25 protein-coding genes are annotated in these 23,555 nt (G+C 61.9%); 11 read left to right on the top strand and 14 right to left on the bottom strand.

The window, feature by feature from the left end; translation table 11 throughout:
• Nucleotides 1-58: 58 nt before the first annotated feature.
• On the top strand, nucleotides 59-922 hold the full coding sequence (locus ACE3O2_RS03400) for a UDP-2,3-diacylglucosamine diphosphatase (RefSeq protein ID WP_308418705.1): 864 nt from the start codon (nucleotides 59-61) through the stop codon (nucleotides 920-922).
• Nucleotides 910-1,983: a glycosyltransferase family 4 protein gene (locus ACE3O2_RS03395; RefSeq protein ID WP_374334799.1), complete on the top strand. Its 1,074-nt coding sequence runs from the start codon at nucleotides 910-912 to the stop codon at nucleotides 1,981-1,983. The genes ACE3O2_RS03400 and ACE3O2_RS03395 overlap by 13 nt, the downstream gene beginning before the upstream one ends.
• Before the next feature lie 22 nt (nucleotides 1,984-2,005).
• Here ACE3O2_RS03395 and ACE3O2_RS03390 read toward each other — a convergent pair whose 3' ends face one another.
• The 9 genes from ACE3O2_RS03390 to rdgB form a co-directional block, all read right to left on the bottom strand.
• Nucleotides 2,006-2,611, bottom strand: coding sequence for a YiiX family permuted papain-like enzyme (locus tag ACE3O2_RS03390; RefSeq protein ID WP_374334798.1), 606 nt, complete (start codon nucleotides 2,609-2,611; stop codon nucleotides 2,006-2,008).
• A 67-nt stretch (nucleotides 2,612-2,678) separates the two neighbouring features.
• A complete protein-coding gene (gene recG, locus ACE3O2_RS03385; protein ID WP_374334797.1) occupies nucleotides 2,679-4,739 on the bottom strand; it encodes an ATP-dependent DNA helicase RecG in 2,061 nt (686 codons plus the stop codon).
• Nucleotides 4,740-4,743: 4 nt separating this feature from the next.
• On the bottom strand, nucleotides 4,744-5,178 hold the full coding sequence (locus ACE3O2_RS03380; RefSeq protein WP_374334796.1) for a hotdog fold thioesterase: 435 nt from the start codon (nucleotides 5,176-5,178) through the stop codon (nucleotides 4,744-4,746).
• A 63-nt stretch (nucleotides 5,179-5,241) separates the two neighbouring features.
• A complete protein-coding gene (locus tag ACE3O2_RS03375) occupies nucleotides 5,242-5,748 on the bottom strand; it encodes a DUF2147 domain-containing protein (protein ID WP_374335522.1) in 507 nt (168 codons plus the stop codon).
• A gap of 191 nt (nucleotides 5,749-5,939) precedes the next feature.
• Nucleotides 5,940-6,320, bottom strand: a complete 381-nt coding sequence (locus ACE3O2_RS03370; RefSeq protein ID WP_168876448.1) for a RidA family protein — start codon at nucleotides 6,318-6,320, stop codon at nucleotides 5,940-5,942.
• Nucleotides 6,321-6,345: 25 nt separating this feature from the next.
• A complete protein-coding gene (locus ACE3O2_RS03365) occupies nucleotides 6,346-7,521 on the bottom strand; it encodes an NYN domain-containing protein (RefSeq protein ID WP_374334795.1) in 1,176 nt (391 codons plus the stop codon).
• Entirely contained in the window at nucleotides 7,518-8,702 is a 1,185-nt protein-coding gene (gene hemW / locus ACE3O2_RS03360; RefSeq protein WP_374335520.1) for a radical SAM family heme chaperone HemW, read from the bottom strand. The genes ACE3O2_RS03365 and hemW overlap by 4 nt, the downstream gene beginning before the upstream one ends.
• A gap of 8 nt (nucleotides 8,703-8,710) precedes the next feature.
• Nucleotides 8,711-8,935, bottom strand: coding sequence for a hypothetical protein (locus ACE3O2_RS03355; protein ID WP_374334794.1), 225 nt, complete (start codon nucleotides 8,933-8,935; stop codon nucleotides 8,711-8,713).
• A complete protein-coding gene (gene rdgB, locus ACE3O2_RS03350; RefSeq protein WP_374335518.1) occupies nucleotides 8,929-9,516 on the bottom strand; it encodes an RdgB/HAM1 family non-canonical purine NTP pyrophosphatase in 588 nt (195 codons plus the stop codon). The genes ACE3O2_RS03355 and rdgB overlap by 7 nt, the downstream gene beginning before the upstream one ends.
• Before the next feature lie 118 nt (nucleotides 9,517-9,634).
• Between rdgB and ACE3O2_RS03345 the strand changes: the two genes are divergently transcribed.
• From ACE3O2_RS03345 to ACE3O2_RS03315, 7 genes are all read left to right on the top strand, one after another.
• Entirely contained in the window at nucleotides 9,635-10,687 is a 1,053-nt protein-coding gene (locus ACE3O2_RS03345; protein ID WP_374334793.1) for an AraC family transcriptional regulator, read from the top strand.
• 97 nt (nucleotides 10,688-10,784) lie between these two features.
• A complete protein-coding gene (gene aguB, locus ACE3O2_RS03340) occupies nucleotides 10,785-11,672 on the top strand; it encodes an N-carbamoylputrescine amidase (RefSeq protein WP_374334792.1) in 888 nt (295 codons plus the stop codon).
• Between the two features lie 46 nt (nucleotides 11,673-11,718).
• Entirely contained in the window at nucleotides 11,719-12,777 is a 1,059-nt protein-coding gene (locus ACE3O2_RS03335) for an ABC transporter ATP-binding protein (RefSeq protein WP_374334791.1), read from the top strand.
• Between the two features lie 2 nt (nucleotides 12,778-12,779).
• Nucleotides 12,780-13,664, top strand: coding sequence for an ABC transporter permease (locus tag ACE3O2_RS03330; protein WP_374334790.1), 885 nt, complete (start codon nucleotides 12,780-12,782; stop codon nucleotides 13,662-13,664).
• Nucleotides 13,661-14,449 (top strand): ABC transporter permease, encoded by a 789-nt coding sequence (locus tag ACE3O2_RS03325; protein ID WP_374334789.1) that lies wholly within the window; start codon nucleotides 13,661-13,663, stop codon nucleotides 14,447-14,449. The genes ACE3O2_RS03330 and ACE3O2_RS03325 overlap by 4 nt, the downstream gene beginning before the upstream one ends.
• Nucleotides 14,450-14,478: 29 nt before the next feature.
• Nucleotides 14,479-15,513: an extracellular solute-binding protein gene (locus ACE3O2_RS03320; protein ID WP_168876439.1), complete on the top strand. Its 1,035-nt coding sequence runs from the start codon at nucleotides 14,479-14,481 to the stop codon at nucleotides 15,511-15,513.
• A gap of 87 nt (nucleotides 15,514-15,600) precedes the next feature.
• Entirely contained in the window at nucleotides 15,601-16,638 is a 1,038-nt protein-coding gene (locus ACE3O2_RS03315) for a histone deacetylase family protein (protein ID WP_374334788.1), read from the top strand.
• Between the two features lie 50 nt (nucleotides 16,639-16,688).
• Here ACE3O2_RS03315 and ACE3O2_RS03310 read toward each other — a convergent pair whose 3' ends face one another.
• The 3 genes from ACE3O2_RS03310 to ACE3O2_RS03300 all read right to left on the bottom strand — a co-directional run bounded on the left by ACE3O2_RS03310 (nucleotide 16,689) and on the right by ACE3O2_RS03300 (nucleotide 20,051).
• The gene (locus tag ACE3O2_RS03310; protein WP_374334787.1) at nucleotides 16,689-18,359 is read right to left on the bottom strand and encodes an electron transfer flavoprotein-ubiquinone oxidoreductase; all 1,671 of its coding nucleotides are present in this window, start codon (nucleotides 18,357-18,359) and stop codon (nucleotides 16,689-16,691) included.
• A 148-nt stretch (nucleotides 18,360-18,507) separates the two neighbouring features.
• On the bottom strand, nucleotides 18,508-19,137 hold the full coding sequence (locus ACE3O2_RS03305; RefSeq protein ID WP_374334786.1) for a hypothetical protein: 630 nt from the start codon (nucleotides 19,135-19,137) through the stop codon (nucleotides 18,508-18,510).
• Nucleotides 19,138-19,166: 29 nt separating this feature from the next.
• Nucleotides 19,167-20,051, bottom strand: a complete 885-nt coding sequence (locus tag ACE3O2_RS03300; RefSeq protein WP_374334785.1) for a DMT family transporter — start codon at nucleotides 20,049-20,051, stop codon at nucleotides 19,167-19,169.
• 105 nt (nucleotides 20,052-20,156) lie between these two features.
• Here ACE3O2_RS03300 and ACE3O2_RS03295 point away from each other — a divergent pair, with 105 nt between their 5' ends.
• Nucleotides 20,157-21,080, top strand: a complete 924-nt coding sequence (locus ACE3O2_RS03295; RefSeq protein WP_374334784.1) for a LysR substrate-binding domain-containing protein — start codon at nucleotides 20,157-20,159, stop codon at nucleotides 21,078-21,080.
• Nucleotides 21,071-21,754: a hypothetical protein gene (locus ACE3O2_RS03290; protein WP_168876433.1), complete on the top strand. Its 684-nt coding sequence runs from the start codon at nucleotides 21,071-21,073 to the stop codon at nucleotides 21,752-21,754. Before ACE3O2_RS03295 ends, ACE3O2_RS03290 begins: the two co-directional genes overlap by 10 nt.
• A 12-nt stretch (nucleotides 21,755-21,766) precedes the next feature.
• Here the strand turns inward: ACE3O2_RS03290 and ACE3O2_RS03285 are convergent, their stop codons facing one another.
• Nucleotides 21,767-22,441 carry an HAD family hydrolase gene (locus ACE3O2_RS03285; RefSeq protein WP_374334783.1) on the bottom strand — a complete coding sequence of 225 codons (675 nt, stop codon included), beginning with the start codon at nucleotides 22,439-22,441 and terminating at the stop codon, nucleotides 21,767-21,769.
• A 37-nt stretch (nucleotides 22,442-22,478) separates the two neighbouring features.
• Nucleotides 22,479-23,546 carry an ABC transporter ATP-binding protein gene (locus ACE3O2_RS03280; protein ID WP_168876431.1) on the bottom strand — a complete coding sequence of 356 codons (1,068 nt, stop codon included), beginning with the start codon at nucleotides 23,544-23,546 and terminating at the stop codon, nucleotides 22,479-22,481.
• Between the last annotated feature and the right edge of the window lie 9 nt (nucleotides 23,547-23,555).

The raw sequence follows: 23,555 nt of genomic DNA, 5'->3' as shown, positions 1-23,555 counted from the left end.
ACACGGCTGTCATGTTGGTGTCATGGTGATGTAACCCGGTGCGGGCAAGATCAGGGGCGTGAATGCCCCTGCCCCCCGCCCAGACTGGCTTGATCAGGAACCGGAGCACACCGGCCAGCGACACCGTTTCCGCAGCATTTTCATCTCGGATATCCATCTGGGTACTGCCGGATGCCAAGCGGACTACCTGCTGGATTTCCTCAAGCATACCGAATCGGACTACCTGTTTCTGGTCGGCGATATCGTCGATGGCTGGGCGCTGCGACGGCAATGGTTCTGGAAACAGAGCCATAACGACGTGGTGCAGAAGCTGCTACGCAAGGCGCGTAAAGGCACCCAGGTCACCTTCATTCCCGGCAACCATGACGAGGCTATCCGCCAGTTCATCGGCTTGTCCTTCGGTGACATCCATATTGCCGACGAAGTGGTGCATACCCTGGCCGACGGTCGGCGCATGCTGGTGCTGCATGGCGATTTGTTCGACGGCGTCATCCAGTGCGCCAAATGGCTGGCCTTTGTCGGCGACCGTGCCTACGAATTTACCCTCAAGCTCAACCGCTGGCTCAACCTGCTGCGTGCGCGGCTGGGGCTGGGCTACTGGTCTCTGTCGCAATACCTCAAGCACAAGGTCAAGAAGGCCGTCAATTTTGTCAGCCAGTTTGAAGAGGCGGTGGCTGCCGAAGCACGCCGTCGCGGGCTCGACGGTGTGGTGTGTGGCCATATCCACAAGGCGGAACTGCGCGACATCAACGGCGTGTTGTACGCCAACGATGGCGACTGGGTGGAAAGCCTGACTGCGCTGGTGGAGCTGGAGAATGGCGAGCTGCGCATCCTCAGCTGGCAGACGCCGGGCGGAGCCTTCCTGCCGCAACAGTATGAATTACCTTTTCAGAGCAAGGAGAGCACCGCATGCGCATCCTGATCGTGACCGATGCCTGGCTGCCGCAAGTCAACGGTGTGGTTCGTACGCTGCAATACACCGCAGCAGACTTGCAAACCTGGGGCCATCAGGTCGAATTTCTGACCCCGGAAGGTTTTCGCACCATGCCGATGCCCACCTATCCGGACATCCGCCTGTCGCTGTTCCCCTACCGCAAGGTCAGCCGCCGGATTGTCGAGTACAACCCGGATGCGATTCATATCGCCACCGAAGGCCCGCTTGGCATGGCGGCACGGCGCTGGTGCCTCAACAATGGCTTTCCGTTCACGACAGCCTATCACTCGCGCTTCCCTGAGTATGTGCAGTTGCGCACCGGTTTACCGCTGTCGGTGAGCTATGCCTGGCTGCGGCGTTTCCACGGTGCTGCCGAGGCGGTGATGGTGCCGACGCCAGTGGTGCGGCGCGATCTGGAGGCACGCGGCTTCAACAATGTGGCCTCCTGGTCGCACGGAGTAGACCTGAACACCTTTCACCCGGATGGGCGAGCGGATGCGCTGGCCACTGAACCCCCGGTCTTCCTCTACGTGGGGCGGGTGGCGGTGGAAAAAAATCTGGCCGCGTTTCTGGAGCTGGACTTGCCCGGCAGCAAGTGGGTCGCTGGGGTGGGGCCCCAGCGTGAGCAGCTGGCGCGACGTTTTCCCGGCGTTAACTGGCTGGGCGTGCTGGATTCGCAACAATTGGCCGAGGTCTACCGCAGTGCATCGGTCTTCGTGTTCCCCAGCAAGACCGATACCTTTGGGCTGGTGATGCTCGAAGCCATGGCCTGTGGCTGCCCGGTTGCCGCCTACCCGGTCACCGGGCCACTGGATGTGATCGGCGATTCACCTGCCGGCGTGATGCACGAAGACCTGAAGACGGCTTGCCTGCAAGCGCTGGAGATCGACCGCCGCCTGCCACGCCAGCATGCCGAACAGTTTGGCTGGGAGCACGCCAGCCGCCAGTTCCTCTCCCACTTGCGCCCGCATGGCACCGAGCTCGATCTGGCGCAGTGGGCCGAACTGAACCCACGTAGCCTGGAGCGCCAGCAAACGTCGGAATCCTGATGTGGGGGCGCTGCAGGGCTGATCAGCGCTTCATTACGGTTTGCAGCTGAGCGTCGTCAAACATGGCGCCGGGCGATACCACCGGCTCGTCCAGCGGCAGCTGTTCGCCATAGCGGGCGCGCAGTTGTGCCTGGATGCGCGGGTCGGCCAAGCGGAAGTCCCGCACCTTTTGCAGCGGACCGATCCGGATACCCAATGTGCGTTGGTACAGCTTCCAGACCAGCTCGGAGCAGTAGATGCGGTGGTCGGACCAGCGGAAAGTCAGGTCATAGGGTTTACCCAGATAGGCCGGGATCGCGGCGCGCAAGCTTGCCTGCTGTGCGGGCGTTAACGGTGTACGCAGCCGCTTGATGACCGCATGTCCACCCACGCCGCGCGCCAGCCAGTCTGCGAGCGGGGTATAGCGTACGGTGGCCGCCGCTTCCAGCACCTGCCATTCTCCCCGCTGTTGCACCAGCATGCCCATGTGGGAATAGCGGGAACCCGTGGCGATCTGCACGGCGCTACTCTGACTGGAGCGTGAAGTCTGGAAAATCAGGTCGCCATCCTGCCAAGAGGTCGCCCATGCAAACAGGGGTATGCCACACAGTAGCAGAAGCCCTTGCCGGGCCAGGGTCAATAAGCGCATGAATGTGGGCTCTCCAGCGTGCAGAAGGATCTTGTCTCTCAGAGTCCAGCTGCTGGACGACGTTCCCTCAGGCATCCAGCAGCCCGCTGCGTGAGCCCAGCCAGCGCTCCAGATGGTCGGCGGCGATATCGGGCAGTTCGCGCAGCAGGCGCGGGGCGAGGTTGCGGGCGGCTTCCAGCAGGTCCATGTCCTGCTCCAGGTCGGCGAAGCGCAGCAGCGGCACGCCACTTTGCCGGCTGCCCAGCAGCTCGCCGGGGCCGCGCAGGCGCAAGTCCTCACGCGCAATCTCAAAGCCATCGGTACTGCGGCGCATCAGGTCCAGCCGGGCGCTGGCCAGCTCGCCCAGTGGGGCCTGATACAGCAAGGTACAGTAGCTGGCCTTGCTGCCGCGCCCGACCCGCCCGCGCAGCTGGTGCAGCTGTGCCAGCCCCATGCGCTCGGCGTGGTCAATCACCATCAGGCTGGCGTTCGGCACATCCACCCCCACCTCGATCACGGTGGTCGCCACCAGAATATCCAGCTGGTGTTCCTTGAAGGCCAGCATCACGGCCTGCTTGTCGGCAGCGGACAGCTTGCCGTGCACCAGCCCGATGCGGAGGTCGGGCAGAACCGTGGAGAGTTCCTGGTGCGTGGCCACTGCTGTCTGCAACTGCAACGCCTCGGATTCCTCAATCAAGGGGCACACCCAGTAGGCTTGTGCCTGTTGGCTACGGCAGGCCTCACCCACGCGTGCTACCAGTGCTTCCCGCTTGCGGTTATCCAGCAAGGTGGTGACGATGGGGGTGCGGCCGGGCGGCAGCTCATCGATCACCGATACATCCAGATCGGCAAAATAGCTCATCGCCAGCGTACGCGGAATCGGAGTGGCTGACATCATCAGCTGATGCGGCGCACCGCTGCTGGCGACGCCTTTGCTGCGCAACTGCAGCCGCTGCGCCACGCCAAAGCGATGCTGCTCGTCGACCAGCAGCAGCGCCAGATTGACAAACTGCACGCTGTCCTGAAACAGCGCGTGGGTACCCACGGCAATCTGAATCTCGCCGCTGGCGATCTCGGCCTGCATCGCCTCACGCACTTTCTTCTTCTGGCTGCCGGTCAGCCAGCCGATGCGGACACCCAGCGGCGTCAGCCATTCATCCAGTTTGCGATAGTGCTGCTCGGCCAGCAGTTCGGTCGGGGCCATGAAAGCGACTTGCATGCCATTTTCGACGGCCTGCAAGGCGGCGAGCGCTGCAACGATGGTCTTGCCGCTGCCGACGTCGCCTTGCAGCAGCCGCTGCATGGGCACCGGACGCTGCAGGTCCTGACTGATGACGTCCACCGCACGCTGTTGAGCGCCCGTCAGCTGGAACGGCAGCCGCGCCAGCAAGGGCCCGCTGAGCCGTCCCTGGCTGGGTAGAATCGGCGCGGGGACGGCGCGGCGGCGGGCACGGTTGGTCAACAGGGTCAGCTGCTGCGCCAGCAGCTCGTCAAACTTCAACCGTTGCCAGGCAGGATGGTGACGTTGCAGCAAGGGGCGCAAATCGGTGCCGGGGGGCGGCTGGTGCAGCAGGCGCAGGCTGGTTTCCAGTGCAGGGAGCTGCAGGGGCTGCAGCAGACTGGCGGGCAGCGTGTCGGTCAGCGGGCTGTGCTTGAGCGCAAGTTCGACCAGACGCTTGAGGGTATCCTGGCCCAGCCCCTGCGTAGTCGGGTAGACCGGGGTATAGCCTTCCGGCAGCGGTGCGCCTGCTTCGACAAAGCGGGCCTTGGGATGCACCATCTCCGGGCCATAGAATCCGGTGCGCACCTCGCCGGTTAGCCGAACCCGCTTGCCGATCTGCCACTGCTTCTGCTGCGCCGGGTAGAAATTGAGAAAGCGGACAATCAGGCGGCCACTGTCGTCACGTACTTCGGCCACCAGTTGCCGCCGCTGGCGAATCTGTACTTCGCTCTTGCGGATCACGCCTTCCACCACCACCACCCGGTCGTGCGGGGCATCATGGATGGGGTAGCACTGCGTTTCGTCTTCGTAGCGCAGCGGCAAATGCAAGGTGAGGTCGGCGAGCCGCAGCAGGTTCAGCTTGGCCAGCTTGTCCCGCACACTGGCGGTGAATCCGGGCAGTTTGAGGAACGGGTCGGCGGTGCTCAACGGGTCACAATCGGCTTTTCGGCTGGATGGAAGTGGTCAGTCGCGACACGCACACCAGCTTGCCAGCGTCGTCGCTGATGCGAATATCCCATACATGGAGCTGGCGGCCAAGATGTAAGGGCGTACAAATGCCAGTGACCAAGCCGCTGCGCGCCGCGCGGACGTGATTGGCATTCACTTCGATGCCAACGCAGACTGACTCGGCCGGGTTGATGACACAGAAGCTGGCGAGGCTGCCCATGGTTTCGGCCAGCACCACACTGGCACCACCATGCAGCAGGCCCATCGGCTGCATGGTGCGGGTGTCAACCGGCAGGGTGGCAACCAGATAATCGTCGCCAATTTCAGTGAAGCGGATCCCCAGATGTTCGGCCAGCGTGTTTTGGCTCACGGCATGAAAAGTATCCAGCGACAGCGGGGCAAACCAGATGGCAGACATGTCTCTCTCCGTAGATGAAATGAAAAAGGCGTGCCGCAGCACGCCTTTGCGAGGCCGGAGCGCTTACTGTACCCGGTTCCAGGTCTGGGTGCGGCCTAGCGCCACCACCCCGATATAACCCCGCACTTCCAGCTTCTTGCCACCTTCGGCCAGCTTGAACTGGCAGGAGTAGGTTTTGCCCTTCTTGGGGTCGAAGATCTTGCCGTCTTCCCAGCCGTCTTCGCTCTTCTTCATGCCCCACATGATGACCATGCCGAGGATGGGTTTGTCCTTGCGCTCATCCGAGCATTCGGTACACAGCGGGTTTTCATCGCCAGCCGCGCGGTTGAGCAGCTTCTCGACCTTGCCGGAAATCACGCCACCCTGGTCATAGAGTCGCACAATGGATTTCGGTTTCTTGGTTTCGTCGTCAATGGTTTCCCACAGGCCGATCGGTGAATTCAGGTCAACTGCAACCTTGGGCGCGGGTGCGGCAGGTGTGGCAGGCGCAGTCGGGGTGGCAGTATGGCCGACGGTGGCAACCGTCAGCAGGGAGAGGCTGGCCAAGGCCAGCGACAGGCGGCGAATCATCACGGGAGGTTCTCCTCTTGCATGTGCAGTGTCAAGGGTTCCGGCCCGTCGTCCAGTGTCGCGGGCTTCTGGCTTGCATGCTGCTAGCTTATCGCGAGCGGCGCATGGGCTCAAGCGTTTTGTGAATGATGAATCACCATTGCTGAATCGAGGCTGAACCGGCAAGTTGGCCTGCCGGTTCAGGCAGGGCATCAACCCAGAACCAGCACGCCGTCGGCTTCGATCAGCGCACCGCGCGGCAGCGCCGACACTTGCACCGCAGCGCGGGCCGGGAAGGGCTCCGGCACGTACTGCGCCATGATCTCGTTGACCTTGGCGAAGTTGGAGAGGTCGGTCATGAACACATTGAGTTTGACCAGGTTACCTAGCGAGCCGCCTGCTGCTTCCGCCACCGCAGCCAGATTCTTGAACATCTGATGAATTTGCGCTTCGATGCCTTCCACCAGCTGCATGGAGGCCGGATCCAGCGGAATCTGCCCGCTCAGGTACACGGTGTCACCCACTTTCACCGCTTGCGAATAGGTACCGATAGCTTTGGGGGCGTTGTCGGTATGAATGATGGTCTTAGCCATGTTGTCTCCTTGGGGGGTGTCAGGGTTACTTCAAACGGACTCGCAAAGCAGCCCCTTTGCCGCTGAGCGAGAATAAGCCACTGTCTGCCAGCGCCTGGGTCAGCGTGGCATAGTCATAGCTGCGGATGTTGAAATCCGGCTTTAGCTTGCGCAATTGCTGGCCAATGCTGCCGAGCAGGGCGGCGCCATCGGCACTGAGCGATTGCTGTACCGCGTGCTGTAGCAGGTCATGCAACTCCTGTTGCAGCGGGCGAGAGGCGGGCGCAGCAGCCGGTGCTTCGACTGCAGGCGCTGAAGGGGCCTCCTCGGCTGGCGCAGCGGTGGCCATGAGGGAGGACGCGGCTTCGTCGCGCCGGTTACGACCCTTGCGGCGCTTGCGCTCATCGCGGCGCTCGCCATTGGAGGCTGCGGCGGGTGTCGCATTTGGGGCACTGCTTGCGGCTGGCGTCACAGGTGTGCTCGGGCCACTGCTGTCGCGCAGGCGGATGAACAGGCTTTGCCCGGCACCATGCGCCCGCGTTTCCAGCTGGAAGTCACCAAACGATTCGATCAGTTGCCGCAGCTTGCCAAAGCCATAGTTGCGCGGGTCAAAGTCGGGCTGGCTGGCGCTGACCAGCTGACCGACCTTGCCGAGCTGCGCCCAGCCATCTTCACCGGCTGCACTTTGTGCGGCACGGGCCAGCACATCGCGAATCGGGTCGACCTGTTTTTGCTGTGGCGACTTCGGTTTTTTCTTGCTGCTACCCGGCTTGATCTCGCTGGTGGTGCTGAGGATTTCCACGTAGATGAATTTGTCGCAGGCTGACACAAAGGATTTGGGTGTCTTGCGCTCGCCAAAGCCGTACACCATCAGGCCGTCTTCGCGGATGCGGGCGGCGAGGCGGGTGAAGTCACTGTCGCTGCTGACGATGCAGAAGCCGTCGAAGCGCCGCGAGTGCAGCATGTCCATCGCATCAATGATCAGCGCGCTGTCGCTGGCATTTTTGCCGATGGTGTTGCGGTATTGCTGGATGGGCTGAATGGCATGCTCGGCAATCACGGCGCGCCAGCCTGCCAGGTTGTTGGAGGTGAAATCACCATAGATGCGCCGGGTAGTGATGCGGCCATACTGGGCAATTTCTGACAAAAGCGGGGTAATGGTGCTGATCTTGACGTTATCAGCATCGATCAGTATGGCAAGGCGCGGGGCGTCATCTTTCATGGGCGGGATTCCGGCAAGAAGCGTTGCAACAGGCTGTTGAGGAAGCGCTGTCCACGCAAGGTGGGCGCCAAGGATTGAAGATCACGGTACAGCAAGCCGTCCTGTTCGGCCAGCTGCAAGGTGCGCTCGATGCGCGACAAGGGCAGGCCGGTATGGCGGGCAAACAGCTCAGTGGGTACGCCCGCGGTCAGGCGCAGCGCATTCATCATGAATTCAAACGGCAGTTCGTCCAGCGTGACCTGCCGCTCTTCCTGCACCGGTGTACCGGCGGCGACCTGTTGCTGGTAGGCTGCCGGTTGCTTGTAGCGGGCCTGCCGGATAATGCGGTCCGGAAAGCTCAGCTTGCTGTGCGCGCCTGCGCCAATGCCCAGATAGTCGCCAAACTGCCAGTAGTTCAGATTGTGCTGGCAAGGGTGGCCGGGGCGGGCAAAGGCGGAGGTCTCATAGTGCTGATAGCCTGCAATTTCAAGCCGCCGCTCGATGGCTTCCTGCATGTCTGCCGACAGGTCATCGTCCGGCAAGTCAGGCGGGTTGCGGTAGAACAGGGTATTCGGTTCCAGCGTCAGGTGGTAGCAGGAAAGATGCGGCGGTTGCCAGCCCAGCGCGGTGTCCAGATCGGCCAGCGCTTCATCCAGCGTCTGGCCGGGTAGCGCGTACATCAGATCCAGATTGAAGGTGTCGAACAGCTGAGCGGCGATGTCGACGGCCCGGCGTGCTTCATCAGTATCGTGCACCCGGCCCAGCGCCTGCAGGTGGCGCGGGTTGAAGCTCTGGATGCCAATAGATAGCCGGTTGATGCCCGCCGCGCGGTAATCACGGAATTTCTCGATCTCGAAGGTGCCGGGGTTGGCTTCGAGTGTGACCTCGGCTTCATGCAGCAGGGGCAGCCGCGCACGCAGGTCATCCAGCAGGCGGCTCAGCCCCTGGGCCGACAGCAGGCTGGGGGTGCCGCCACCGAAGAAGATGGAGACAATCCGCCGCCCCCATACCAGCGGCAAGGCCAGCTCCAGATCGCGCACCAGCGCGTCGAGGTAAGCCTTCTCCGGCAGCTCACCGCGCTTTTCGTGCGAGTTGAAATCGCAGTATGGGCACTTGCGGATGCACCACGGGATATGCACGTACAGGGAGAGCGGCGGCAGGCTCTGCAAGGACCAGTTGCTGCGCCCCACCGGCAGGGCCACCGGTGCACTCACTGACCGGCTTCCTGATAGGGGTTGTGCAGGCTGTCGATCAGCGTATGCAGTGCCTGCCGAATCTGGGCTTCCGTGCACTCCAGCAGTACGGCATCTTCCAGCGCGTCTTGCGCCATTTGGCGCAATTCTTCCAGGTTCTCGTTCAGCACCTTGATTTTCTCGACACAGGATACCGGACTACCGTCCGCCTTGTGCCAGATCGGGGGGGTAAAGCTCACCATGCTTCTTCCTGCAAGTGTTGCAACAATGACCGTAGCGCCTGACCACGGTGCGAATGCTGATTTTTCTGCTCACGGCTCAGGCGCGCCGAGGTGCAGCCCAGACCCGGCAGCCAGAACAGCGGGTCATAGCCAAAGCCGTGTTCACCGTCTGCCGCCTGGGCAATCTCGCCGCGCCAGATGCCCTCGCACAGGATGGGGCGGGGGTCGTTGGCGTGGCTTACCAGGGCCAGGATGCAGTAGAAATACGCACGGCGGTCACTGACGCCGTTCAACGCCTCCAGCAGTCGGGCATTGTTGCGGGCGTCTGACTTGGGGTCCCCGGCATAACGCGCTGACCAGACGCCGGGCGCATTGCCCAGGGCCTGTACGCACAGGCCGGAGTCGTCCGCCAGCGCGGGCTTGCCGCTCAGCTGGCTGGCGTGGCGCGCTTTGGCCAGCGCATTTTCCACAAACGTGGCGTGGGGCTCATCCGCCCCCGGAATGCCCAGCTCTCCTTGCGGGACGATCTGCAGGTCAAGCGGAGCCAGCAATTGCCGGAATTCGGCCAGCTTGCCCGCGTTGTCGCTGGCCAGCACCAGCATCGGACGTTCAGACACGGTCTACCTTGCATCATGGGGTGAAATAGAGCTGCCATTCTACCTGCTTGTGTCGCGGCTGGCTGCTCTTGACGATTGACGGTGGAGGCGCACAATTACGGCCATGGACCCCGCCTTTGCCGACGACTACGATCAACGCCCGATGACGCTGCATACCGTGTCATTGACGGCCAAGCTGCTGCAGGCGCAGGGGATTGCAGTATCGGCCTTGCTCACGGGCAGCCGGGTGAGTGAGTCGGACCTGCAAACGCCAGCCGCCATGATCACGCAAGGGCAGGAGCTGACCATTTTCGCCAATGCCTTGCGCTTGAGTCAGGATACCGCCATCGGTTTGCGCATTGGCCGCAACATGCATGTGTCGAGCTACGGGGCGCTCGGCTATGCCATGCTGGTCAGCCCGACGCTGCGCGATGCCTTGCGCTGTGCCCTGGATTTTCCCGGCCTGCTGGGCAGTTTCTTTGAACTGAACCTGCATGAGGACGGAGAGCTTGCTGCGCTGGTGGCGGGCCCGCACCATGCGCGCGCCGCGCTCTACCCCCTTAACGCGGACATGTGTCTGGCCTCGTTGTGGGCCATTATTGGTGATGTGCTGGGGCGCGCCACGGTGGCCAGTGCGGTGAGCTTGCGCTTCCCCAGACCGGAGCATGCTTCGGCCTACATACCCTGCTTTGGTGTCATGCCCGTCTTTGAGGCGGCGTGCGATGCGGTGTGGTTCCCGCGTGAATGGCTGTCACAGCCCTTGCCGCTGGCGGAGCCGGTCAGCCATTACATGGCGGTGCAGCAGTGCGAGCGCTTGCAACAGGAGTGGCAGCAAACGCAAGGCAGCCGCTTGCTGGCGCGCGTGCTGCACTTGCTGCGCAGTAACCCGGCGCATTATGGCCAGCTGGATGTACTGGCCAAATCTTTGTGCATGTCCGAGCGTACCTTGCGGCGGCGGCTACTGGCCGAAGGGGTGCATTTCCAGCAGGTGCTGGACCGGGTACGCTGTCAGATGGCAGTGGACTATCTGGAGCGAACCCGTTTACCGATTGCCGAAGTGGCCGAGCGGCTGGGCTATAGTGAGACCGCCAGCTTTCGCCATGCCTTCCGCCGCTGGACCGGACGCTGCCCGAGTGACTGGCGGTCTGCGCCGCCTGCGCATGCTGCAACGCAGTAACGGTTGGCCGGAATGATCCCCTGGCTGACCGCATTCACGCTGACAGTCAGCGCACGGTCACGGTTCACAATAGCGTCACACAAGGGGGAGGTGGAGGATGGACTGTACCGTAGCCGCAATCCAGATGGCCGCTGCTTCATGGCAATCCATAGACAATATTGCTACCGCTGAACGACTGGTGCGACAGGCCGCCGCCCAAGGCGCACAGGTGGTGCTGTTGCCGGAGCTGTTTGAGTTACCCTACTTTTGTACCGACCAGGATGCGGCCCATCTGCGGCTGGCGCAGCCCATGGCGGGTCACCCCACCCTTCAGCGCTTCTCCAGGCTGGCGGCAGAATTGCAGCTGGTGATGCCCATCAGTTTCTTTGAGCGGGCAGGGCAGGTCTACTACAACAGCATTGCCATGCTGGATGCCGATGGACAGGTCCTCGGTGTCTATCGCAAAACCCATATCCCGGATGGGCCGGGCTACAACGAAAAATTCTACTTCACGCCGGGCGATACCGGTTTCAAGGTATGGCATACCCGCTATGGCCGTATTGGGGTCGGTATCTGCTGGGACCAATGGTTTCCGGAAGCCGCACGCATCATGGCCTTGCAAGGGGCTGAGCTGTTGCTGTATCCGACCGCCATTGGCAGCGAGCCACAAGACCCGGCGCTGGACTCTTCCGCACATTGGCAGCGGGTGATGCAGGGCCATGCAGCCGCCAACGTGATACCGGTCATCGCCGCCAACCGCATTGGCGTGGAACAGGGCCAGCGCTTTTCACAGCGCTACTATGGCTCATCTTTCCTGACCGATGAGACAGGCGCGCTGCTGGTCAGTGCCGGGCAGGAAGATGAACGGGTGCTGCTGCAAACCTACGACCTGCGTGCCATTGAACGCCGCCGCCATGCCTGGGGCCTGTTCCGTGATCGCCGGCCACAATGTTATGGCGGCATCCTCAGCAGTGATGGCATGCGGGAGATTGAGCATGCACGCTGAGCTGGCGCACGCTACACTGAACCCTGCTACCTCACAGGATATGTGCATGACCGCTACCCGGACGGCGATTGACATTGACCAGGTCTGCATGGCCTTTGCCCAAGGCGCGCTGGCGCTGGACAAGGTTTCTCTGGGCATACGCGAGAACGAGTTCTTTACCCTGCTGGGCCCCTCCGGCTGTGGCAAAACCACCTTGCTGCGGCTGATTGCGGGCTTCGAGCAACCGACTTCGGGCGACATTCGGCTTCATGGCACCTCACTGGTGGGTACCTTGCCGTTCAAGCGCCCCATCAATACCGTGTTTCAAAGCTATGCGCTGTTCCCGCATCTGACGGTGGCACAGAACGTGGCCTTCGGGCTGGAGATGCAGCGCCAATCCACTGCAGTGATTCAGCAGACGGTGGCGGAGATGCTGGCGCTGGTCAAGCTCGAAGGCATGGCGTCGCGCAAACCGGCGCAGCTTTCGGGCGGGCAGCAGCAGCGGGTCGCACTGGCACGCGCACTGGCCAACCGCCCCAAGGTGCTGTTGCTGGATGAGTCCCTCTCTGCGCTTGACCTCAAGCTGCGCAAGGAGATGCAGGTTGAGCTCAAGCGTTTGCAACGTGAAACCGGCATTACTTTCCTGTTTGTTACTCACGATCAGGAAGAGGCGCTGACCATGTCAGACCGCATTGCGGTAATGAGCGGCGGCAAGGTGCAGCAGGTGGGCAGCCCGATCGAGATCTATGATCACCCGGCCAACCGGTTCGTGGCCCGTTTCATTGGCGACATCAATCTGCTGCCCGCGACGGTGACCTCCGACGGCTACCAGCTGGGTGAAGGTGTAGGGCTGCCTGCCGCGCCCACCCACCCCGTTGGCCAAGTGGTGACGCTGGCGGTGCGCCCGGAGCGGATGCGGGTGAATGCACCCGGTGATGGCCTGGCCGCCACGGTGCAGGAGGTGGTCTACTTGGGTACCGATACGCTGTATCAGCTGACGCTGGAAGGCGGGCATCCCTGTCAGGTGCGGATGCAGAACGACCGGGGCGCACAGCAGCGCTGGCAACGTGGCGACCGTGTCGGGCTGGTGCTGGATCCGACCGCCGTGCAAGTGCTGGAGGATTGAGCATGCGTACCTCACGTTGGTCGCGCCCCTTGCTGTTGTCCCCGACGGTACTCACCCTGTTTGTGTTCATGGTGCTGCCGATGGGGCTGATGGCGTGGATGTCCATCATGGCGCCCGACACGTTTGGCGGCGTGAAATGGGGACAATACAGTGCCGAAGGTTACGTTCAGTTTCTGTACGAACGCGATCTGGACGACCAGCTGGTATTGAACGGGGATTACCTGCAGATTTTCCTGCGCAGCTTCCTGCTGGCTGGACTGGCGACCCTGGCGACCCTGCTGATTGGCCTGCCCACGGCGCTGTATATCGCGCTGCAGGAAGAGCGGGCGCGTAACCGGCTGATCTTTCTGATCTCGATCCCGTTCTGGACCAATCTGCTGGTTCGGGCCTTTGCCTGGATGCTGCTGTTGCGCAACGGCGGGCTGATTGACGGTCTGCGCCCGCTGCTGGGGCTGCCTGACGGGGTGCTGGGGGTGCTGTATACGCCGACGGCGGTAGGCATCGTGATGGTCTATGCCTTCCTGCCCTTCATGATCCTGCCGATTTATACCAGCCTGGAAAAGATGGACTGGCGACTGGTGGAGGCGGCATTTGACCTGGGTGCCAACCGCTGGCTGGCGTTCCGTCGGGTGATCCTGCCACTGGCCATGCCGGGCATCGTGGCAGGCTGCATGCTGGTGTTCATCCCCGCCATTGGTTCGTACTACATTCCAGAGCTGGTGGGGGGGGGCAAGCAACTGATGATTGGTAACCTGATCCAGAACCAGTTTGGTACAGCGCGAAACTGGCCATTCGGTGCCGCCTTGTCCTTTACCCTGCTGCTGATGGTATTGCTGGCCATGCTGGCGTATCAGTGGCGCTTCCGCCGCAGCACGGAGGCCGCATGAACCCGCATAACCCGCTCTGGCGTTTCCGTGGCGTGCGCAGCATGGCCTGGTTGACGCTGGTGTATCTGTACCTGCCGATCGTGGTGCTGATTGCACTGTCTTTCAACGCCAATCGGGTGGCGACGATCTGGACCGGCTTCTCCTGGCAATGGTATGGCGTGGTGTTTGATGACCCCAACATCCTGCGCGCAGCACGTAATTCCTTTCTGATTGCCACCGGCGCCACCCTGATTGCCACCTCCTTTGCCACCCTGGCGGCGCTGGCGATGTCGTCGGGCCGCTTCCGTGGGCAGGGACTGGTGCAGGCCATGTTGGGCTTGCCGATGCTGGCGCCGGAAATCGTCACTGCGGTCGCGTCCCTGCTGTTGTTTCTGGCGCTGGGGCTGGAGCTGGGCATGCTCACCGTGCTGATAGCGCATACCGTGTTCTGCATCCCGTTTGCCTACCTGCCGATCCGCGCCCGGCTGGAAGGCATGGACCCGCGCTTGTTCGAGGCGGCGGCAGACCTGTATGCCACGCCGCAACGTACGTTCTGGCGGGTGACGTTTCCGCTGTTGCTGCCGGGCATTCTTTCCGGCGCGATGCTGGCCTTCATTGTGTCGCTGGACGATTACGTGATTACCTCGTTTGTGGCGGGGGCGGGCAGCACCACGCTGCCGGTACATATCTATGGCATGGTGCGACGGGGCATTTCACCGGAGGTGAATGCGCTGTCAGCACTGATGTTGCTGGTATCCATGGGGTTTGTGGTGTTGTCCTGGTGGCTGGGGCGCAAGAAACCCTGAGACTTTGCATCACATCAAGGAGAGCAAGCATGAAGTGGCGTCATCTGGCTTTGGTGGTGGCATTGGGCATGAGCGGTGTGGCCCGAGCAGGTGGGGAGCTGAACCTGTACAACTGGTCGGACTACATTCCGCTCGATCTGCTGAAGAAGTTCGAGAAGGATACCGGCATCAAGGTCAACCTGGATGTGTATGACAGCAATGAAACCCTGCTCGCCAAGCTCAAGGCCGGTGCCAAGGGCTACGACGTGATTGTGCCCAGCGACTATATGGTGAAGATCATGATCACCGAGAAGCTGCTGGAGAAGATCGACGTCAACAAGATGCCGAACTTCAAGAATGTGACGGCACCCCTGAACAAGCCCGTCTTTGACCCAAGCCGCAGCTATACCGCGCCCTATATGTGGGGGGTCACCGGCTTTACCTACGATTCCACCCGGGTGCCAGGCGGCAAACTGGAGGACAGCTGGAAGAGCTTCTTTGAACCGCCCGCTGCCATGAAGGGGCAGATGGTGGCCCTCAATGATGTCAATGAGCTGTTCGTTGCCGCTTCGCTGTACCTCAAGGTCGACCAGTGTACCGAAGACCCCAAGGAAGCACAGAAGGTGCTGGACTTGTTGCTGAAACAGAAGCCAATGCTGGCGATGTACAACTCGGACGGCACCATCGAGCGCATGCAGGCCAAGGAAGTGATCCTGCACCATCAATGGAACGGCGCGGCGCACCGCACCAAGGAAAAGCTGAAGTCGGCCGTGTTCGTCTACCCGAAGGAAGGGATGTCGTTCTGGAACGATAACTTCGCCATTCCGGTTGGGGCCAAGAACAAGGACAACGCGCTCAAGTTCATCAACTGGATGATGGCCCCGGAAAACATTGCGCTGGCTTCCAACTTTACCGGCTACAACAATGCCATCCAGGGCTCGGACAAATTCCTGCTGCCGGCCCTGCGTGATGACCCGGCTGTGAACACGCCCGCGGCTTACCGTAGTCGCTTTGTGCCCAACAAGCTGTGTTCTACCAAGGCCATGGCCCTGCGCGACAAGGTGTGGACCAAGCTGAAGAAGTAAGGTGACACCTTCCTGACGCCCGGATATCCGGGCTGCTGCCCCCGCACAAGACAGGGGGCGGCCCCTTGTTTTGCCGGAGTTTTAGCCATGTTGACGATTTACAGTGACAGCCATCGCCTGCATCACGGCCAGGCTGAGTTGATTGATGGAGAGATGAAGCCCTGCTTTGAGATGCCTAGCCGTGCCGACATGGTGTTGGCGCGGGTGCAGGCGGTCGGGCTGGGTGAGGTGCGTGCGCCGCAAGCGTTTGGTCTGGAGCCCGTGTTGCGGGTGCACGACGCGGGCTTTGTGCAATTCCTGCAATCGGCCTGGCAGCGCTGGTCTGCGGCAGGTCGCAGCCATGATGCCTTGCCACTGGTGTGGCCGGTACGCCGCTTGCGTACCGATCGGATCCCGCAGGATATCGACGGTTTGCTGGGTTACTATGCAATGGATGCCGGGGTACCGATCACCGCAGGTACCTGGGAGGCAGTGTGGCAGAGTGCGCAAGTCGCCATGACCGGCGCACAGCTGCTGCAACAGGGTGAGCGGGCTGCCTTTGCCCTGTGCCGCCCGCCCGGGCACCATGCTGCCCGTGACTATATGGGCGGCTACTGCTATCTCAACAACGCCGCCATCGCGGTGCAGATGTTACGCGATCAGGGGGCGGAGCGGGTGGCGGTGCTGGATGTGGATTATCACCACGGCAACGGCACCCAGGATATCTTCTACTGCCGCAACGATGTGCTGGTGGCCTCGATTCATGGCGACCCACGGGTGGAGTATCCCTACTTTCTGGGCTATGCCGATGAAATCGGCGCGGGGGAGGGCGAGGGCTACAACGCCAATTTCCCCTTGCCGCACGGCACCGTCTGGGCCGCTTACCAGCAGGCGCTGCAAGCAGCGTGTGAGCGTGTTCGCCAGTTTGCACCAGATGCCCTGGTGGTGTCACTGGGGGTGGATACTTATCAGGAGGACCCGATCAGCCAGTTCAAGCTGAGCTCGCCGGACTACCTGCGGATGGGGGAGCTCATCGGCGGACTGGGTTGCCCGACCCTGTTCGTGATGGAGGGCGGGTATGCCGTGGAAGAAATCGGCATCAATGCGGTGAATGTGCTGCAAGGCTTTGAGTCTGCGCAAGCCTGAAAAGCATACACCCCGCCAGGGCGGGGTGTATGCAGGGCAGGACGGGCCGTTTACATATTGGGGTAGTTCGGGCCGCCGCCACCTTCCGGCACTACCCAGTTGATGTTCTGGGTGGGATCCTTGATGTCACAGGTCTTGCAGTGCACGCAGTTCTGCGCGTTGATTTGCAGACGCGGGTTACTGCCATCGTCGGCGCGTACGATTTCGTACACCCCCGCCGGGCAATAGCGCTGTTCCGGCGCATCATAACGGGCCAGATTGATGCTGATGGGGACGGATGCGTCTTTCAGCGTCAGGTGACAGGGCTGGTCTTCCTCGTGATTGGTGTTGGAGAGGAAGACGGAGGAGAGGCGGTCGAAAGACAGCTTGCCATCCGGTTTCGGGTAGGCAATCGGTTCGCACTCATCCTTGCTTTTCAGCTTGGCATGGTCTGGTGTGCTGTTGTGCAGCGTCCACGGGGCCTTGCCACCAAACAGCTTCAGGTCCATTCCGGCCATCAGTGTCCCTAGCCACAAGCCGCCCTTGCTCATCCACGGCTTGAAGTTACGGGCGCGGTGCAGTTCATCGTGCAGCCAGCTACCCTCAAAGCGGGTGGTGTAAGCGCTCAGTTCGTCATGTGCGCGGTCGGCTCCCAAGGCTTCAAATGCGGCTTCTGCGGCCAGCATGCCACTCTTGATCGCGGCGTGGCTGCCCTTGATGCGTGGCACATTCAGGAAACCGGCATTGTCACCCACCAGCGCACCGCCGGGGAAGGTCAGCTTCGGCAGCGCCTGCAAGCCACCGGTGACGATGGCACGGGCACCATAGGAAATACGGCGCCCCCCTTCGAGGAACTGGCGGATTTCCGGGTGATGCTTGTAGCGCTGGAACTCTTCAAACGGGCTCAGATAAGGATTGCTGTAACCCAGCCCCACCACCAGCCCCACCACCACCTGATTGTTCTCGGCGTGATAGAGGAAGCTGCCGCCATAGGTGTCGCTGTTCAGCGGCCAGCCCGCAGTGTGTACCACCAGACCGGGCTTGTGCTTGGTCGGGTCGATGTCCCACAGCTCCTTGATGCCGATGCTGTAGCTCTGCGCATCGCGGCCATCGTCCAGCTGGTAGTGCTGGATCAGCTGCTTGCCGAGGTGGCCACGACAGCCTTCGGCAAACAGGGTGTACTTGCCGCGCAGCTCCATGCCCGGGGTGTATTCACCCTTCTGGCTGCCATCACGCGCCACGCCCATGTCACCGGTAATCACCCCGCGCACGATCTGGCGCTCTTCGTCCCACAGCACCTGTGAGGCGGTAAAGCCGGGGAAAATTTCCACGCCCAGCGCTTCGGCTTGCTGCGCCAGCCAGCGGCTGACATTGCCCAGGCTGACGATGTAATTGCCTTCATTGTGCAGGGTTTTGGGCAGCAGCCAGTTGGGGGCACGGGTGGCGCCGGTTTCGCTGAGGAAGAGAAAGCGGTCTTCGGTGACTGGCACATTCAGGGGGGCGCCCTGGGCTTTCCAGTCCGGAATCAGCTCGGTCAGCGCTTGCGGATCCATTACCGCACCAGACAGGGTGTGCGCGCCGATTTCGGAGCCTTTTTCCAGCACCACTACTGATAGCTCGCGGCCTGCTTCATTGGCCAGTTGCTTGAGCCGGATCGCCGCCGACAGGCCTGCAGGCCCACCGCCGACGATCACGACGTCGTAATCCATGTATTCGCGTTCCATGTCTCGGTCCCTTTTCACCCTTGCCCGGGCGCTGTCGCGGTCCCGGTGTCATGAATAGTAAACTATAGTTCACAATTGGCGGAAGTGTATCGCAAGTTTACCGCTTTTTCGAGCGCTTGCTAGTCACTTCACGGAAATAATGTTGCCCTGCAGCACCGGATGAAGGTCAGCTGGGCTTGGCAACAAAGGGAGGGGTACGCCCTTGCAGGGCATCGAGCTCGATCAGCTCGTGATCCGTGTGGTTCAGCAGAGCAGCATCTTGCATCTGTTGGTCAGACAGCACGGATTGGTGATGGGCAGAACTGATCCAGCGGCGGTTGCCTTGCAGGTCGGTCAGTTCCACTTGCCCGTAGCAGGTGCAGAAATAGGTGCCACCCGGTTGGGTTTCCATATAGATGCCGGTGCCACGTATGCCGGCGGTCAGGGTCGGGGTGCGCAAGGTTTTGTTACCGCGCCCGAACGAGGCGAGCACGCCGCCACTGAACAGGCGCAGCACGCCGACCACCAATCCGTCATCGCTGGCTGGGGTCAGCTGCAGGCGGGTATTGGCACGCAGCAGGTAGGCATCCTTGCCGAGCACCACCTGTGCGGAACTGTCGGCACCGGTACGCAAGACATCGCCCACCTTGACCGGGCTGCCCAGCTGGGCAGGCTGATCGTTGATCCACAGCTGGCCTTGCTGACGTCGCACGCTGTCGGTACTGGCGGCCAGGGACAACTGCGGCAAGACTGCAAGCAGGGTGGCAGCGCTACCCCACTGCAGATAACGGCGGCGATATGGCGAGGCAACAGACATAACAGGCTCCAGCGAAGTCTCCTGCCAGTTTAGTCGTTCGCCAGCGCTTTTGCTGACATGGTTTGCCGCGCCAGCAGCACCACCGCCAGTAGCACCAGTGCGCCCCCCAGCCACTGCATGGGCTGTAGTCGCTCGCCCAGCAGCAGATAGCCGAGCGCAATGGTGACTACCGGCTCGAACGTGGACACAATCGCCGAGGGGCCTGCCCCGGCCCGTGCCATGCCCGCCAGGAACAGGGTGATGGCCAGCACGGTGCCAAACACAGCCAGCCCCAGAATGCCCAGCCAGCCCGAGGCGTGACTGGGCCACTGCCAGCCTTGCAGCGTGGCCAGCAGTGTGTTGCTGATGGCAGCCCCACACAGGATCAGCCAGCCAGACAGTAGCGCATCGCCCCGCAAGCGGCTGCCACACAGGATATACACGGCATAGCACAGTGCCGAAGCCAGCCCCAGCGCCACGCCCAGCGTCGAGCCTTGCACTGGACCCGACAGCATCAGCAGGGTGCCACCGAATGCCGGGATCAGCAGGAGACCGCGCTGCCAGCTGAGCGGCTCCCAGCGCAGCATGGCGGAGAACAGCACCACCAGAATGGGGTAAACATAAAGCAACAAGGCCACCAGCCCGCTGCTGGCATGCTGCAAGGCGGTGAAATAGCTTTGTGCCTGCAGGGTATACAACACGCCACCCATGAGCATGTATACCAGCGCCTGCCGCCGGTCTGGCCATTGCGCGCGTTTGCGGTAAACCCAAGGCAGTAACAGAATAATGGCCACCAGAAAGCGTAGCGCCAGCAGGCTGGTGGCGTTAACCCCGTCCTGATAGGCGAGGTGGGCCAGCAACGGAATGCAGCCAAAGCCTGCGGAAGAAATCAGGATCAGCAACAGGCCAAAGGCGGGTGTATGGCGATTCGGCATGGCAGTGTGATGGCAGTGATCAGGATGGGCTGCAGTCTAGCGGGCTTGCCAGCGGTATCGCAAAGCGATAGTTTGTGCGCTCAGGCATTAAAATTTGGGGGCTATGTGCAGGGACCGCCATTAACCGCGATCCGGGTATTTGTTGTCGCTGCGGAGTCGGGAGGTTTCCAGCAGGCGGGGCGGCAATTGCATTTGTCCGCTGGAGCGGTGGCGCATCAGGTCCGGCAGCTGGAACTTTGGCTGGGAAGTGCCCTGTTTGAACGCTTGCCGCGTGGCGTGATGCTGACCGAAGCGGGCAGCCAGCTGGCCAGCCAGTGGCGCCCCTTGTTGTCACAGCTGGAAGGGCTGGCCCACCAGCACCGCGAGCAGCAAGGGGCGTCGCATCAGGTGTCGTTGACGCTGGTGCCCTCACTGGCCAGCAGCTGGCTGATGCCCCGGCTGGAGGATTTCCGACGGCAGCACCCGAGGATCGAGCTGAACCTGCTGGCCAGCATTCCATCGGAAGACTTGCAGCGAGAGGGGATCGACATCGCAATTCGGCTCGGTACAGGTCCTTGGCCTGCGCTTGCCCATGAACCGCTGATGCCGGAGTGGTATCTGGCGGTGGCCACCCCGGCCTTGCTGCGCAGCTTGTCATTGCAGCAGACCGAGAGCTGGCCCTTGCTGTTTGACCGCTTTGAATCCAGGCTGCCTGAGCAGCTGGACTGGCCGCGCTGGTTTGCCCTGCAGCAACTGCCGGAAGGGCGGCGGCTGGGTTCGACCTTCTCGCATACCTATCTGACGCTGGAGGCAGCGCGGCATGGGCAAGGCGTAGCCATTGCGCCGCTGCCGCATTTACTGGATGATCTGCAATCAGGGCGACTACAGGCTTTGCCGTATCCTGCCCTGTGCGGCCCCTACGCCTATCATTTGTTGTGGCGCAAGGAGGTGGCACACCGTCCGGCGGTACAGGCGGTGTGCGACTGGCTGCGCCAGCAGGCCAGGGCCTGCCAGACACCACCAGCCATCCAGGAGGGGCTATGCGGGTAGCCGTCACCCGTTCCGGCGCAGCACAGCAGGCGTGGTTTGAGACCACCGCGATCACGGCTTTGCCCTGCAATGATGCAGTGGCGCTGCAGCACTGGCTGGCACAATCCCGTCAGGGCATCATTGTTCGCCTGGGTGATGAGGACTGGTTGCAGCCCAGTCTGGCCTTGCAGTCCTGCATGGTGGTTGATGCGCGTCACTGCTGGTTTGAACAGGTGATCCACGATGCGGCAGCGTTTACGGAGGCGGGGGTGGCTTATCTCAGCCAGTTGCCTCCCGATCCCCTGTGGGCAGGCTGGCCGCTGGCCTGGGGTGGGCCCACCGCGCAAGTGCGGCAGCTGGAGGCGGGTTTGCAGCGCTGCGGAATGACCCGACCAGGCTGGCAGGCCGGGCCGGTGGGGAGCAGCCACTTCATGTGGGTGGTGCTGGAGACCTTGCGCTATCGCTGGCTGAGCCAATGGCAGCGCTGGCTGACTGGCGAACCGTTACCTTCGATCGAGCAATGGCAAGCCTTGCTGCAGGCGGATCAGCAATTGTATGGCTGGTTGCAGCAAGTGGCGGCTCGCTACGCGGCGTGTGCGCCCAAGGACGTGGTGACCGAGGTGGACTTTGCGGCGATGCTGGCCGGATGGTGCCAGGCGCTGGCACCGCTGGCCAGCGCCGGACACCCCGGCTAACCCAAAGACGGCTTAGAACAACTGAATGATCGGCCAGCCTTCTTGCTCGGCCAGCACTTTCAGGCGTGCATCCGGGTTGGTGGCAACCGGATGGCTGGCATGACGTAGCAGGGGCAGGTCGTTCATCGAATCACTGTAGAAGTGAATCGCTGCAAAGCTGTCCCAGTTTAGCCCCATGTCTTGCAGCCACATTTCGCTGCGGGTGACCTTGCCTTCGCGGAAGGTCGGGATGCCAACCCAGCCCCCGGTATACGCGCCATCTTCCTGCCCATTGGCGGTTTCCAGTGTGATCGCCAGCAGGTGTTCCACGCCGAATTCACGTGCAATCGGGCGGGTGACGAAGTCAATGGTGGCGGTGACGATGCCACACAGGTGTCCCGCGTCCAGATGCTGCTGTACCAGCTGGCGTGCTTCTGCGGTGATTTGCGGGCGCACCACGGCATCCATGAAGCGTTCATGCCACTGGTCCAGTTCAGTGCGGCTGTAGTTGGCCAGCGGGGCGGCGAAATAGCGCAGGTAGGCATCCATGTCCAGCGTACCGGCTACATAGTCTTCCTGAAACTGGTCCAGTCGGGCCGCAAACCCTTCTGGCGCCATATCTTGCTGCATCATGTAACGGCCCCATTCCTGGGAACTGTCAAACGGGATCAGCGTATGGTCAAGGTCAAACAAAGCAAGTTCAGTCATGGCATCTCTCGCTACCCCGCCATGTGGCGGGGGGCTGTCAGGCAGCGGGTGCGTCTTCCAGCACCAGCAGGTTGTCGTAAGAGAAATTCAGCTTGATGGCATCGCCCGGCCGCGGCAGCGGCTGATGCGGATCATTGAACAGGTCAAAGCTGACGGTCTGGCTAGCGATACGAGCACGAATACGCACCACAGCGCCCAGGAAGTTGACGTCTTCTACTGTTGCTGCCAGCGTATTGCGGCCATCGCCACCTTCGCCCAGACGAACCGATTCCGGACGCAGTGCCAGGGTCAGGGCGGATGCCGCAGATTTGGGCAGGCGACTGGTGGTCAGTGTCACCCCATCCAGCTGCACTTTACCGGTGCTGGCATCCACCAGTTGCCCCGCCCACTGGTTCAGGGTACCCACAAAAGAAGCGACGAAACGGGTGCGGGGGTAGTTGTAAATGTCGAATGGGGTGCCGATCTGCTCGGCGCGGCCTTCGTTCATCACCACGATACGGTCGGAGATGGAGAGGGCTTCTTCCTGATCGTGCGTCACGAAAATGGAGGTGATGCCCAGCTTGCGCTGCAGCGAGCGAATTTCGTCACGCAGGGACACGCGAATCTTGGCATCCAGCGCGGACAGCGGCTCATCCAGCAGCAGCAGCTTGGGTTCACCCGCCAGCGCGCGCGCCAGCGCTACCCGCTGTTGCTGTCCGCCGGAGAGCTGCCAGGGGTAGCGATCCGCCAGCTGCGGCAGCTTGATCAGCTGCAGCATTTCGTCCACCCGCTGGCGGATGTCCGCTGCCGATTTCTTGGCGATCTTCAGGCTGAAGCCGATGTTTTCACGCACCGTCATGTTGGGGAACAGGGCGTAGGCCTGGAACACCATGCCGATGTCGCGCTGATTGGGGCGCAAGCGGGTCACGTCCAGATCATTCATGCAGATCTGGCCGCTGCTGGGGGTCTCAAAGCCCGCTACCATGCGCAGGATGGTGGTCTTGCCGCAACCGGACGGCCCGAGAAAGGTGACAAACTCACCTTGCTCAATGTTCATGTTGAAATCGTGCACCACGGTGTGGGTGCCGAACGCTTTTTTCAGGTGATTGATTTCGAGAAAGGCCATGTCAGTATT

This window comes from Leeia sp., from assembly GCF_041909055.1.
In the GTDB taxonomy this organism is placed as follows: domain Bacteria; phylum Pseudomonadota; class Gammaproteobacteria; order Burkholderiales; family Leeiaceae; genus Leeia; species Leeia aquatica.
Note: the sequence above shows the minus strand (reverse complement) of the source record. Positions and strands in the feature narration are given on the sequence as shown.